Origin of the sequence: Micromonospora sp. RL09-050-HVF-A (genome assembly GCF_019374995.1) — a bacterium.
Lineage (GTDB): Bacteria > Actinomycetota > Actinomycetes > Mycobacteriales > Micromonosporaceae > Micromonospora > Micromonospora antibiotica.
This window is the reverse complement of sequence record NZ_JAGKQP010000002.1, coordinates 4,989,576-5,001,710: the sequence shown is the minus strand read 5'-3', so window position 1 is coordinate 5,001,710 and position 12,135 is coordinate 4,989,576. Positions and strand designations below refer to the sequence as shown.

The window sequence follows — 12,135 nt, the reverse complement described above, 5'->3', positions numbered from 1 at the left end:
CCTACGGCCGGTCGGGCGGGTCGACGGCGGTGTCCGGGTGGTGCAGTTCCCGGTCCGCCGCCGGGTCCACGCCGGTGGGCGTACCGGTGCGGGTGGGGCCGGGCGGGTAGCCGGCGCGGCCGACGGTGATGGTGCGCGGCGTGGGCCGCGCCGCCCGGGGCAGGTGGACCCGGAGCAGGCCGTGGTCCATCACCGCGTCGATGGCGTCGGGGTCGACCCGCGACGGCAGGTCCACCCGGTGTTCGAAGCTGCGGGTCTCGACCCCACCGGGGATGCCCTGGTCGGCGTTGACCTCGGCCTCCGACCGGGCCCGGACGCAGAGTTCCCGGTCGTCCAGCTCGACGGCGACCTCCTCCGGGGCCACCCCGGGCAGCCGCACGGTCACCTGCCAGCCGTCGGCGACCTCGGTCAGCTCGACGTCGGGCGACACACCCCGGCCGCCGGCCAGCCGGCTCAGCTCGGCGCGCAACGCCTGGAGTTCGCCCGTCAGGTCCCCGCCCTGCTGGCGGCTGCCCCGGCCCGGCTGCTCCGTCATCGCACCTCTCCCACCGGTCGGCTGGCCGGGACGGGCCGCAGCGAGCTGGGGGCGTCCAGGCCGGCGTCGGAGTCGACGCCCACCCCCAACCGGTCGACCAGTTCCCCGCCGAGCCAGGCGCTGACGCCGAGGATGGCCAGGCCGACCACCTCGATGGCGATCAACGCGCCACCGGCCGCCCGGGAGCCGGCGTTCAACCGGACCGCCCAGACGGCGGCGAAGAGCAGGATCACCGCGACGTTCGCCGCCGCGTGGGTGAGCGCCACCCGCTTCGCCCGGGTGCCGGCCGGGATGGCCAGCAGGTCGAACGCGCCGGCCACCGCGGCCAGCAGACCACCGACCAGGCCGACGGTGATGTTCCAGTACGCCACCTCGGCGAGGAAGTCGGGGCCGCCGACCGTGTCCACGACGTCGAAGAGGGTGCCGGTGACCAGCAACGCGACCGGGAACATCACCAGCATCGGATGCACCGGGTGCCCGAGCACCTTCAGTCGGCTCTCCATCGCGGGCCCTCCACTGCTTCGTCCGGGGGCAGGGTGGCCGGTCGGGGACAAACCGGCTCGCCACGCCCGCATAGGCTGCGTACGGCGGCCGGTGTGCCACCGCCCGCCACCGAGATCAACGGACGGGGGAGGCGGACGTGACGGTGGAGATCACCTCACACGAGGAGCTACGCGCGCTACTGGGGGCACCGATGCCCCGGGCGGCGGCCAAGGAACGCACCGTGCTGCACGAACGGGACCGGCAGTGGTTGGCCGCCTCGCCGTTCTGCCTGGTCGCCACGGCCGGCGCGGACGGCAGCTGCGACGTATCCCCCAAGGGCGACCCGCCCGGCTTCGCGCTGGTGCTCGACGACCGGACGATCGCCGTCCCGGAGCGGCCGGGCAACCGGCGGGCCGACGGCTACCGCAACATCCTCGACAACCCGCACGTCGGGTTGATCTTCCTGATCCCGGGCCGGACGGACACCCTGCGGATCAACGGCCGGGCGAAGCTGGTGCGCGACGCGCCCTACTTCGACGACATGCTGGTCCAGGGGCACCGGCCGGTGCTCGCCGTCGAAGTGGCCGTCGAGCAGATCTTCTACCACTGCGCGAAGGCGTTCCTCCGCTCCGAGCTGTGGCAGCCGGAGACCTGGCAGCCGGACACGTTGCCGTCCCGCGCCCGGCTGGTCAAGGAGGTCGAGACGCCGGCCGAGAGCCTGGCCGACCTGGAGCGCTACTACGGCCCGGCGTACGCGGAGAAGCTCTACCGGGGTTGACCGGCGGGTCCCGGGCCGGCGGTGGTCGGGGCCGGCGGCCCGACCGGGTTCAGCGTTGCCAGGGCGGCGGGACGCGGACCGAGGCCATGCCCGCCGCCGTCGCCGCCGCGACCCCCAGGTCGGTGTCCTCGAACACCAGACACTGCTCCGGCGGTACGTCTAGCAGCCGGGCCGCCAGCAGATAGCACTCCGGGTCCGGCTTGGCCCGCGCGTAGTCCTCCGCGCAGACCAGCACGTCGAACCGGTCGAGCAGGTCGAGCGCGGACAGCGAGGCGGTCACCGATTCCCGGGTGCTGCCGGAGACCACCGCGAACGGCACCCGCCGGTGTGCCCGCTCGATGTGCGCCAGCACCCCGGGCACGGCGGTGAGCTGCGGCAGGAAGGTCTGATAGGCGTCCTCCCGGCGACGCGCCACCACGTCGACCGGCATGGCCAGCCCGTGCCGCGCGTTGAGGTCGACGACGATGTCGGCCACCGGCCGGCCGCCCCAGGCGTAGAAGAGGTCCTCGGGCAGGTCGCAGCCCCACTCGTCGAGCGCGGCCCGCCAGGCCAGGTGGTGCACCGGCATGGAGTCGACGATGGTGCCGTCGCAGTCGAACAGGTAGGCCCGGAAGTCGCCGGGCGGCAGGGGCAGCACGGGCCCAGGATAGCCACGCCGGGACCTGCCCCTCTCCCACCGGCCGTCTCCCCCGACCTTCTCCCACCGGCCGTCTCCCGCCGACACGCGACGACCGGGCTGCGTGGTGGGTCGGGCTGCGTGGCGAGTCGCGCGGCATGGTGGGTGGGCTGCGTGGGGGGTGGGGCTGTGTGGTGGGTCGGGCTGCGGTCCGGTCAGTGGTCCGGGTCGGTGCGGGTCAGGTCGCGCAGCGCGTCCTGCGGGGCGGCGCGGCGCAGGTAGTCGCGGCGCATCCGGCGACGGTCACGCCGGCACCGGCCGCACGCCCAGGGCAGCGGCCACCACCGGCCACAGAAGGCACATCTCATCGAGGGGTCCCATCCTCGCAAGCGTACGGTGGCCGACTGCTCACATTAGTCGTGCCGGGCCACGGGCACCGACCCGTGCCGACGCGGGTGGCCGGAGCGCAGCCCTGCACCGACGCGGACGCCCCCGTGGGCGTCCGCGTCGGCGGCCGGCAGGGGCGGTCGGCGGCGGGTGCGGACGGTCAGCCGGCGGGCGTCGGCTGCCGGCAGGGGCGGTCGGCGTCGGCGGTCGGGGCAGGCCGCCGCGTCGGCGGTCGGGCAGGCGGGCGGCGTCGGCGGTCGAGGCGGCGGTCAGCGGCCGAGGAGGTCGTCGATCTCGTCGTCGAACAGCAGCGCGGGGTCGAATCCCATGTCGGCGAAGTGGCCGGCGAGTTCGAGGGACAGGACGCCGTGCACCCGGGTCCAGAAGGCCAGCGCCTGCCGCAACGCGGCAGCCGGCACGGTCGGGTCCCCGGCCCAGCCGCGATGGTCGTCGAGATGGGCCTCGATCCGCCGTCCGGAGGGCTGGACGTCGCGTCTGCGGTAGGCGTCGACGACCGTCGCCATGATCTCGGCCGAGATGGCGGTGGTGTCGTCGGGGGCGTGGTAGCCGGGCACGGGCGTACCCCAGATCAGCAGGTAGCGCTGCGGATCGTCCAGGGCCCAGGCCCGCACGGTGTTCGCCAGTCCGGCGACGTCGGCACCGGCGTCGGCGGCGGTCCGGAGCGCGTCGGCGAGGCTGCGGTACGCGTCGCGGATCAGGGCGGTGATCAGCTCGTCCCGACTGGCGAAGTACCGGTAGAGGGCCGGGCCACTCATCCCCAGTTGCTCGGCGATCGCCTTGAGGGACAGCGCCGACACCCCGGTCGTGGCGAGCTGCTCCCAGGCCCGTTGTTTGATCTCCGCCCGCACCTGGGCGCGGTACCGCTCGCGCGGACCGGTCACGTCGGCACCCATGGACCCCCCGTTCGCACACCTACCATCACGACAGTTACAGGCTATCACTTCCGCTATTGACCGAAGTTCCTTGAAGTTATACGGTCTAACTCAAGCGACATGGCGTCGCAAAGTGAGAGAGGTGGGGTCAGATGGCATCGACCACGAACCAGCCGGTGATCGCCTGCGACGGGCAGGGCGTCGACCCGACGGCCCACATCCGGTACCGCGCCGAGATGCTGATCGACGCGTCGCTGCACACCGTCTGGCACCTCCAGACCGACGTCGAGAACTGGCCCTCCTGGCAGGCCCCGGTCACCACCGTCGCCCGCCTCGACGACGGCGACCTGCGCGCGGGGTCGGCGTTCCGCTGGACCACGCCGGTCCCGGAAACCCCGATGACCCCGGCGACGACGCTGACCATCACCTCGACCGTCACGCAGCTGACGCCCTACCGGTGCATTCGCTGGGCCGGCCCGGGGACCGGCGACGGACTCCACATCGACAACGGCGTCCACGTCTGGACCTTCACCGAGGTCCCCGGCGGCGTACTGGTCCGCACCGAGGAGACCTGGACCGGCGCCCAGGTCGAGGCCGACGTGGCAACCTCCACCACCTACCTCGGGTACGGGCTGCAGGCGTGGCTGGCCGACCTCAGGACCGCCGCCGAGAAGGCGGAAGCCGGGCGGACCCGCCCCTGAGCCCGCCCACCGGACGCCGTCCCGTCACCCGACCCCTCGCACCGGAAGGAACCACCATGTCCCATGCCCCGCCTGCGCTCGCGAACCCGGGTGCCCTGCCCCGCTCACGACCCCTCGTCATCAGCGCCTGGGCGGTCGCCGTCCTCGTCGCCGTCCAGTTCGCCATGGTGGCCGTCGTCCCAGTGGCGATCGCGCTGGTCACCGTGCTGCGCCGCGACGCCCTCCGCCCGCTACGGTGGTGGGCCGTCGCACTCGGCGCGGCCTACGGCGCGGGTCTGGCGCTCTGGGCGATCGGCCCGGACCGCGCCCCCAGCCTGTCGAAGAACCTCCACCCCGGGCACGAGGTCGTCATCGTCGTCCTCGGCACCGCCCTCGCGGTCGCCTACCACGCCCTGCGCAGACGCCACGGTGCCCGCTGACCGGGCAGCCGTTCGCCCGCGCTGGTCCGGCCGGGCGTTCCCCGGGGGCCTGCGGTCAGGAGGTGCAGAACGGCGCCGGCTGGGTGAGGCCGAGTTTCTTGCAGTCCCACCCGGCACCCTGGTCCTGGTACCGCCAGCCCACCTCGGCCGTGTAGTGGAACAGGTAGCGGATGTCGCCGCCGGACGGGCGCTTCACGTCGGCCGTCGCCCAGGTCTGCACGCACTGCACCTGCGGGGACGCGAAGGACCAGTCCGGTGGCAGTTCGACCAGGCTGCCGAGGGTTTCGACCGACGGACAGTCGGGTTGACCGGGTCCGGCACCACTGGGGGCGGCTGCGGGTGTCGACGCGTCGGGCCGGTGACCGGCGACGAAGGCGACCGTACCGCCGATGGCGAACACCACCGTTGCGGCGGCGACGCCGGTGGCGATGGTCGCCCGCCGCTGCGTCTGCCGCGACCGGCGCAGGGTCCGCTCGTACAGGTCGGCGCTGCCGCCGTGCTCGCTCAGATCAGACATGGCCTGACGCAGCGGCCCGAGGTTGTCGGTCATCAGGCCTCCTCCAACACGGCCGAGAGCAGTTCGGGCGCGATCTGCCGCATCCGGGCCAGTGCCTTACTGGTCTGACTCTTGATCGTGCCGACCGAGCACTGCAACAGATGCGCGGCCTCGGCCTCGCTGCGGTCCTCGAAGAACCGGATCACCAGCACCGCGCGCTGCCGCTGGGTGAGCTGGGCGAGAGCCTGGTGCAGGGCCAGCTTGAGATCGGTCCGGTGGGTGTGGTCGCTGCCGGGCTGCGCCACGTCGGCCAGTTCCCCGGGCAGGGACTCGGCCACCCTGCGTCGCCGCCACCAGCTCACCTGCTGGTGGTACATCGCAGTGCGGGTGTACGCCTCGAAGTGCCCCGGATCGCCCAGCCGCCGCCGGCCCCGATGCGTACGGGCCAGGGCGTCCTGCACCAGATCCTCGGCAAGGTGACGGTCACCGGTCAGCAGGAACGCCGTCCGGAGCAACGCCGGCGAGCGGGTCTGCACGAACTCCCGGAACTGGTCGTCGATCGACTCCGCCATGCCCCGCTCGTGCCCCCTGGTGCCGCACAGGTTGTCAGGGCGCGGCGGCGGTGCTGCCGGCTGACTGTGGCGCACACCGTAGCCAGTGTGCGCCACAGCGCGCAACCGCGACCACTCTGGTCAGTCGGAGATGCAGAACGGGGCCGGCACGGTCAGACCCAGGTCCTTGCAGTCGTAACCGCTGCCCTCGCCGTAGTACTTCCAGCCCGTACCAGCCGTGTGGTGGAACAGGTAGACGCCGTCACCGGCCTTCGGACCCTGCGGCGCGGCCCCCGCCCAGTCCTTCACACACTCGACCTTGCCGAAGGTCATCCCCTTCGGCAGCTCGACCAGGGATTCCAGCATATTCACCGAAGGACACGAGGGACTCGTGGTCGCCGGCTTCGTCGTTGCCGGCTTCGTGGTCGGCTTCTTCGTCGCGGGCGCCGAATCCGAGATGCAGAACGGGGCCGGCACGGTCAGACCCAGGTCCTTGCAGTCGTGACCGCTGCCCTCGCCGTAGTACTTCCAGCCCGTACCAGCGGTGTAGTGGAACAGGTAGACGCCGTCACCGGCCTTCGGACCCTGCGGCGCGGCCCCCGCCCAGTCCTTCACACACTCGACCTTGCCGAAGGTCATCCCCGCCGGCAGCTCGACCAACTTCTGCAAGGTGCTCGCGGAGGGACAGTCGGCACTCTTGACATCCCCGGCCGTCGTGATGTTCACCGTGGACGTCGGGCTCGGGGTGCCGCTCGCCGGAGCGGACGCCGTCGAACCGGGACCGGATTCCTCGGTGGCGCCGCAGGCGGTCAGGGCGAACAGAACGGTGACGGCGGGCAGCAGAAGACGACGTGCGGACATATTCGGACCCCTATGGATCGTGGCGATCGTTGCTTACATCCGGGTACATGCGATCCACCGCCCGCAGGTTGCCGCCCCCAGAACTCTTTCTCAGAATTTTCCCGGCGACCCGTACGCCCCGGGCCGGAACCGTGGCCTACCCCCGCTCGCGCAGCGTCCGATCGTCAACCAGGAGCCCGTTGCCCAGCCCGGCCATCCGGGCCCAGAACCGCAGCGAGCGCAGCTTCCCGAGCAGATCCGGGCCGGCGTACGGGGGCCCGAGCGCGCCCGGAGGCAAAGACAGCGGGGTCCACCCGCGCGAGTCCGGCTCACCGCTGAGTCCGCCGGCCGCGAGCACCTCGACCGGCCGGGCGGCGGCTGCCCGGTGCCAGCCGAGCAGCAGCGGCGTGCCGGCGTGGTAGGCCGACGACGCCGGTCACCGTGGCTCACCCCACGGTCCCCGGCGCGGCTGCGGCCCGTACACCTGCTGGGGCTGGTTGGCGGGTGCCGCTCCCCAGCCCGGTAGGACCTGCCCGGCGATCTGGTGCGGGCTGGTCCTCCGGGCCGCCAGCGGCTGTGGCCACGACACGGTCACCTGGCTGGGCTGCCGACTGGCCGGGATGACCGCCTCGACGGCATCGGGCAAGGGTTCCAGTTCGACCGGTGTCATCGACACCCGGGGAAGCGTGATGATCGCCGGATCGACCTCGACCGCCTGCACGACCGAGCACCGGCCCTCGGCCTTGACCAGGATCATCGCGTATTCGGGCAGGTCCTGGAGCACCTGCGGCTCAACGGTGTACTCATACACCCGCTGAACCGATCGGGCGTCGCTCCAATTGGTGCCCTTTGCGAGTGATTCGGTCTGGCTCCAATTCCGGGTCTTGCTCCAGTTGGCACCGCGCTGACTACTGAACGTCAGTGCGCTGCGGCTGGTGGCGGAGGAGCCGCCCTCGGTCTCCGACTCGGAGTACGTATCGGCGAGCGTGTGTGTGTCGTTGCCGCCCAGAGTACGAGTGAGCTGGCTGAGCACGAACCGGTGTCCCTTGCCAATGAAGTCCGCGGCCTGGGTCGCCTCCTGGTGATTGCCGAGCCGCATCAGCGCGACCTCGCCGCCGCCGATGGTGCGCAGCGACTCCTCCCGCAGATGGCCGAAGAACAGCACGAGCCGGATGCCCCGGCGCTCACAGAGAGTGCTGAGCATCTCGATCGAACGGTGATGCACCTCGTCCGCACCGATGATCACCAAGGAACCCGTCGGAGCGGACTCGCGCAGCACCCGTCGTGCCAACCACTGCACCAGCAGGTCCTTGAGCAACTCGTTCTGGGCGTTACGACCGCCGCTGTCGGCGATCAGACAGGTCAGATCGGCGTTCCCGGCGTCGCCCGGCTCGGCACCCATCACCTCCAACGGATGCAGCAATGCCTCGATGCGGCGCAACTGCTGGTACATCTGCCGACGGCTGCCGCCCGACCGGAGGTCGAGCAGTCGGGCGGTCTCCTGCGGAGTGAGCGCGTCCTGCACCGGCCGATCGGTAAGCACCCGCAGCGCGGCCAGCAGCCGAGCCATGCCGAGATTCGGTGCCAGCACACCGCACAGCTCGCGCAGCAGCATCGAGTCCTGCGACCGGTCGGCCCGGCTGGGCCCCTGCGCATCGCCGTACATCGCCTCTACCAGGCAATCGACCAGCTCGTCCGGTTTCAGCCCACCGACCAGATCGAGTTGGGCGAGCTGGGACGGCAGCCGGTACTCCTGCACGGTGCGGTCGGTCGTGACGCCGAGCTGCATGAGTTCGCCGCAGAGCGCCTCACCGGTGAAGTCGACCAGGGTCATGCCGCCACGGGTGGCGAGCAACGATCCACCGAACACGGTCAACACCGCTTCCCAGCCATACATCGTGCCCCCGATGATGTCGACCCGTCGGGTACTCGCTGCCGGAGTGACGGCCGACCACTCGCACATGGCGTCGACCTTCCGCCGTTGCTGCATGTCGTGCCTCCGGCGTCGCCCGTCCCACGCGGCGTACGCCTGGTGGTACTCGTGCTGGGCCTGCTGCCGGGCGGTCTCGATCGAACTGCGCGCGATCAAGGGCGCCATTCCGGCGATCACCGCCCCGCCGATGCCGCCGATGCTCACGAGGGTGGCCAGGAAGCTGTACACCCAACCGCCGCCGTCGTCGTCGCTGCCGGCGCTGCCCATGGACACGACACCGCCGCAGCACACCAGCAGGCCGGCCAGGCCGAAGCCCACGCAGATCGAGATCAGGATCCCCTTCGTGGCCCACCGTTCGGCCCGCATCAGTCGCTCGTACAGGTGAGTTGGTACCCGACGGGGTGGTGGCGGCGGTTCGGGATAGCGGCGCAGGTAGAGGTTCCGATCGTTGAAGATCCATCCCAGGCGTTCGCCAGGGGTGGCGAGCTGCGGCAACGGATCAGGATACGAAACAATTTCGGCCATCGCTGCGGCTGCTGCTTTCCGAGGGAGGATGCTGACTGGTGGAGAAGTCAACCAAGGACCAAACGAATTGAAAAGAGGGCACCCCGGCTTTGCCGCACGTGTCGTCGGCGGATCCGCAGCGCCCAGGAGCGCGGCGAGTTCGACTGACGGTTACCGTTCGACCGAATGTCGACCGGAAGCGATGCCCTCGGTAGGCTGCACCGTTTTCACCATATCGTCGGCCATAGCAGCAGGCACAGTTCCGGCTGCCAGGCGGGAGGATGAGGCGCATAGACAGGCGTCAGCTCGCGACCGTGGTCACGGCGCTGCTGGCGGTGCTGTTGGCGCTCGGCGCAGCGAACGGTGATGGCCAACGCGGCGAGCAGCACCTGGTCGACGGCTCGCTCCCTCGTCCGGCGCAATCAGCAGCCCGAGATGCGGCTGCCCGCGAGGCGCTGACTACAGTGCCGGGGCACCGGCCGGCTGGACCGCGACCCGGAGCGGCCCCACACCTTCACCGGGAATGGCTTCGAGAACAGGCAGAGACCGGCGACCATGCGCCCGGGCTGCGGGGGGGGGACCGGCGTGAAGCCGCAGCAGCGAATCGATGGGTGGCTGGTTTCCGGGGGAGGCGAAACGGACCGGAAGATACAGGGATCTGACGATCACCGGTAGGCGTTTGCGGGGGATTCAGGGGCGATTCACAACCGTATCGACGAAGATGCGGCCCTGGCCAGCGCTGATACCGACCGGGGCCACTGTAGTCTGCGGGTTGCCCGGTGGGGAAGAAGACCTTCTCGACCTGGTGCTCCGGCACGAGCCCGCACCGGCATCCAGCCGCCTCGCCGGCGGGGTTTCGGGGGCGGTTCGACACTACATCGATGATAATGCGGCCCTGACCAGCGAACTCGCCGATCAGGGCCGCTCTCTGAGCCGCCTGACGGAATCGAACCGTCGACCTACGCATTACGAGTGCGTCGCTCTAGCCGACTGAGCTAAGGCGGCAACGATCATCGAGTATACGGTACGGTCCCCGACGGAACCGAGAGGGTTCCGGCGTCGGGTGACCCGGACATCATGGGACATCGGTGTCGTGCGGGACGACTAGGCTGCTCCGGTGAGCGACGACCACGTCACCCCCGACGGCCACGCCACTCCCGACGGCCCCACCACCCCCGACGGCGGTGGACAGAGCGTCGACGACCGTGCTTCGGCCGGTCCCGCCCCCGTCGACGCCCCGGCGGACCGCGCCGCACCGCACCCGACCGTCGATCCGGACGCCGAGCACGCTCCCGGTGAGCGGGCCGTCCGCAGGCCACGGGGCACCGATCCGGTGGAGCTGGGTTTCACTCCCCGTAAGCCGGTCCCCTGGCTCGCGCCGTTCCTGTTGATCAGCACCGGCATCCGTACCCTGCTGGCGATGCTCTTCGGGGCGTACCTCGACAAACGGGAGTTGCAGAACGCGCTCGACGCGCGGATCGGCGCGCAGGTCGGCCCGGACGGTGGGCTGTGGCTGGACTACGTGGCCGACCTGGGCGACGGCTTCGACGCCACCTACTCGGTGGCGTACCTGCTGGCCCAGCCGGAGCTGACGGTCGACGGGCACCGGCTGCCCCGGGCGCAGACCCTGGTGATGGGGGGCGACCAGGTCTACCCGTCGGCGGCCTACGAGGCGTACGAGGACCGGTGCAAGGGGCCGTACCAGGCGGCGCTGCCGGTGGCCCCGCCGCAGCGGCCGACGCTGTTCGCCGTGCCCGGCAATCATGACTGGTACGACGGGCTGACCGCGTTCCTGCGGCTGTTCGTCCGCTCCCGGGACCGCAACTTCGGCGGCTGGGGCACCGGCCAGTCCCGGTCGTACTTCGCGGTGGAACTGCCGGCCGGGTGGTGGCTGCTCGGCCTCGACGACCAGTCGGGGTCCTACCTGGACGACCCGCAGCTGTCGTACTTCGACGAGGTGGCCCGCCGGCTCGGCCCCGACTCCCGGGTGATCCTGGCGGTGCCGGCACCGACCTGGGTGAAGTCCGTCGACCATCCCACCGCGTACGACTCGATCGACTACTTCGTCCGGACGATCATCGCGCCCACCGGCGCGCACGTGCGGCTGCTGGTCTCCGGCGACCTGCACCACTACGCCCGGTACGCCGGCCCGGAACGACAGTTGATCACCTGCGGCGGGGGCGGCGCGTACCTGTACCCGACGCACACCCTGCCCGAGCGGATCGAGGTGCCCCCGAAGGACACCCTGTCCCGCCGGGCCAGCCGCACCCGGGCGTACGACCTGGTGGCCCGGTTCCCCGACGCGGCCCGCTCCCGCCGCTACGGCTGGGGGATCTTCCACCGGCTGCCCCGGCGCAACCCGGGTTTCGGGACCCTGCTCGGCACCCTGCACACGCTGCTGATGCTCGCCATGGCCGGGGTCGCGGCCAACCGGACCGGCACCGAGCAGCGGCTGCTCAGCGTCCCGCTGGTGATCATGTTGGCGGTGACGCTGCTCAGCGCGGCGTTTTTCGCCCAGCCGCCCAGCGCCAGCGGGAAACGGCACGTCCGGCACTGGCTGCTCGGCATCGGTCACGGGCTGGCGCACGTGGCGCTCGCGGTCGCCGGCACCTGGGTCTGGCTGCACCTGCCGTTCTACCACTGGCCGTGGCCGCTGCCGGCAGTCGCCGCCGCCGTGGTCTACGGCCCGGTGATCGGGCTGGTCGCCACCCAGGTGGTGGCCGCATACCTGCTGGTGGCGGGCACCTTCGGGGTCAACGTCAACGAACTCTTCGCCGGGCAGGGCATCGAGGACTCGAAGTCGTTCCTGCGGATGCGCATCGACCCGGACGGCACGCTGACCGTCTATCCGATCGCCGTCGACCGGGTCTGCCACGACTGGCAGCTCAACCCCGACCAGTCCCCCACCGCCTCCTGGCTGACCCCCCGCACTCCGCTGACCCCCCACCTGGCCGAACCCCCGATCACCCTCACCTGACTCCCCACCCACCCCGCGCCAC

13 protein-coding genes and 1 tRNA gene are annotated in these 12,135 nt (G+C 71.3%); 4 read left to right on the top strand and 10 right to left on the bottom strand.

Annotation, left to right across the window (positions count from 1 at the left end; genetic code table 11):
* Window position 1: 1 nt before the first annotated feature.
* Both J7462_RS22150 and J7462_RS22145 read right to left on the bottom strand, forming a co-directional pair.
* Entirely contained in the window at window positions 2-535 is a 534-nt protein-coding gene (locus tag J7462_RS22150; RefSeq protein WP_219466024.1) for an Hsp20/alpha crystallin family protein, read from the bottom strand.
* A complete protein-coding gene (locus J7462_RS22145; protein ID WP_219466022.1) occupies window positions 532-1,038 on the bottom strand; it encodes a DUF2231 domain-containing protein in 507 nt (168 codons plus the stop codon). The genes J7462_RS22150 and J7462_RS22145 overlap by 4 nt, the downstream gene beginning before the upstream one ends.
* Window positions 1,039-1,175: 137 nt before the next feature.
* On the opposite strand from J7462_RS22145, the gene J7462_RS22140 reads away from it, so the two are divergent.
* On the top strand, window positions 1,176-1,796 hold the full coding sequence (locus tag J7462_RS22140; RefSeq protein WP_219466020.1) for a pyridoxamine 5'-phosphate oxidase family protein: 621 nt from the start codon (window positions 1,176-1,178) through the stop codon (window positions 1,794-1,796).
* A gap of 49 nt (window positions 1,797-1,845) precedes the next feature.
* Here the strand turns inward: J7462_RS22140 and J7462_RS22135 are convergent, their stop codons facing one another.
* The 3 genes from J7462_RS22135 to J7462_RS22125 form a co-directional block, all read right to left on the bottom strand.
* Window positions 1,846-2,433 (bottom strand): HAD family phosphatase, encoded by a 588-nt coding sequence (locus tag J7462_RS22135; protein ID WP_307798981.1) that lies wholly within the window; start codon window positions 2,431-2,433, stop codon window positions 1,846-1,848.
* 194 nt (window positions 2,434-2,627) lie between these two features.
* Window positions 2,628-2,780 carry a hypothetical protein gene (locus J7462_RS22130; RefSeq protein ID WP_208565582.1) on the bottom strand — a complete coding sequence of 51 codons (153 nt, stop codon included), beginning with the start codon at window positions 2,778-2,780 and terminating at the stop codon, window positions 2,628-2,630.
* A gap of 288 nt (window positions 2,781-3,068) precedes the next feature.
* Complete coding sequence (locus tag J7462_RS22125) at window positions 3,069-3,701, bottom strand: TetR/AcrR family transcriptional regulator (protein WP_219466018.1); 633 nt, start codon at window positions 3,699-3,701, stop codon at window positions 3,069-3,071.
* A gap of 143 nt (window positions 3,702-3,844) precedes the next feature.
* Between J7462_RS22125 and J7462_RS22120 the strand changes: the two genes are divergently transcribed.
* Together J7462_RS22120 and J7462_RS22115 are read left to right on the top strand one after the other, a co-directional pair.
* Window positions 3,845-4,393 carry an SRPBCC family protein gene (locus tag J7462_RS22120; protein WP_219466014.1) on the top strand — a complete coding sequence of 183 codons (549 nt, stop codon included), beginning with the start codon at window positions 3,845-3,847 and terminating at the stop codon, window positions 4,391-4,393.
* Window positions 4,394-4,449: 56 nt separating this feature from the next.
* The gene (locus tag J7462_RS22115; protein ID WP_208565579.1) at window positions 4,450-4,812 is read left to right on the top strand and encodes a hypothetical protein; all 363 of its coding nucleotides are present in this window, start codon (window positions 4,450-4,452) and stop codon (window positions 4,810-4,812) included.
* A gap of 55 nt (window positions 4,813-4,867) precedes the next feature.
* Here the strand turns inward: J7462_RS22115 and J7462_RS22110 are convergent, their stop codons facing one another.
* From J7462_RS22110 to J7462_RS22090, 5 genes are all read right to left on the bottom strand, one after another.
* Window positions 4,868-5,362, bottom strand: a complete 495-nt coding sequence (locus J7462_RS22110) for a hypothetical protein (protein WP_219466010.1) — start codon at window positions 5,360-5,362, stop codon at window positions 4,868-4,870.
* Window positions 5,362-5,880: a SigE family RNA polymerase sigma factor gene (locus J7462_RS22105; RefSeq protein WP_219466008.1), complete on the bottom strand. Its 519-nt coding sequence runs from the start codon at window positions 5,878-5,880 to the stop codon at window positions 5,362-5,364. Before J7462_RS22105 ends, J7462_RS22110 begins: the two co-directional genes overlap by 1 nt.
* A gap of 120 nt (window positions 5,881-6,000) precedes the next feature.
* The gene (locus J7462_RS22100; RefSeq protein WP_219466006.1) at window positions 6,001-6,720 is read right to left on the bottom strand and encodes a hypothetical protein; all 720 of its coding nucleotides are present in this window, start codon (window positions 6,718-6,720) and stop codon (window positions 6,001-6,003) included.
* 415 nt (window positions 6,721-7,135) lie between these two features.
* Window positions 7,136-9,157: a hypothetical protein gene (locus J7462_RS22095; RefSeq protein WP_219466004.1), complete on the bottom strand. Its 2,022-nt coding sequence runs from the start codon at window positions 9,155-9,157 to the stop codon at window positions 7,136-7,138.
* A 910-nt stretch (window positions 9,158-10,067) separates the two neighbouring features.
* Window positions 10,068-10,141, bottom strand: a tRNA-Thr gene (locus J7462_RS22090).
* Window positions 10,142-10,253: 112 nt separating this feature from the next.
* Between J7462_RS22090 and J7462_RS22085 the strand changes: the two genes are divergently transcribed.
* Window positions 10,254-12,113, top strand: a complete 1,860-nt coding sequence (locus J7462_RS22085; RefSeq protein ID WP_308290985.1) for a metallophosphoesterase — start codon at window positions 10,254-10,256, stop codon at window positions 12,111-12,113.
* Window positions 12,114-12,135 lie beyond the last annotated feature (22 nt).

Bases quoted from the DNA above. Each gene is read 5' to 3' on its own strand.
- J7462_RS22150 (WP_219466024.1), bottom strand. From the start codon at position 535: ATGACGGAGCAGCCGGGCCGGGGCAGCCGCCAGCAGGGCGGGGACCTG.
- J7462_RS22145 (WP_219466022.1), bottom strand. From the start codon at position 1,038: ATGGAGAGCCGACTGAAGGTGCTCGGGCACCCGGTGCATCCGATGCTG.
- J7462_RS22130 (WP_208565582.1), bottom strand. From the start codon at position 2,780: ATGAGATGTGCCTTCTGTGGCCGGTGGTGGCCGCTGCCCTGGGCGTGC.
- J7462_RS22120 (WP_219466014.1), top strand. From the start codon at position 3,845: ATGGCATCGACCACGAACCAGCCGGTGATCGCCTGCGACGGGCAGGGC.
- J7462_RS22115 (WP_208565579.1), top strand. From the start codon at position 4,450: ATGTCCCATGCCCCGCCTGCGCTCGCGAACCCGGGTGCCCTGCCCCGC.
- J7462_RS22110 (WP_219466010.1), bottom strand. From the start codon at position 5,362: ATGACCGACAACCTCGGGCCGCTGCGTCAGGCCATGTCTGATCTGAGC.
- J7462_RS22105 (WP_219466008.1), bottom strand. From the start codon at position 5,880: ATGGCGGAGTCGATCGACGACCAGTTCCGGGAGTTCGTGCAGACCCGC.
- J7462_RS22100 (WP_219466006.1), bottom strand. From the start codon at position 6,720: ATGTCCGCACGTCGTCTTCTGCTGCCCGCCGTCACCGTTCTGTTCGCC.
- J7462_RS22095 (WP_219466004.1), bottom strand. From the start codon at position 9,157: ATGGCCGAAATTGTTTCGTATCCTGATCCGTTGCCGCAGCTCGCCACC.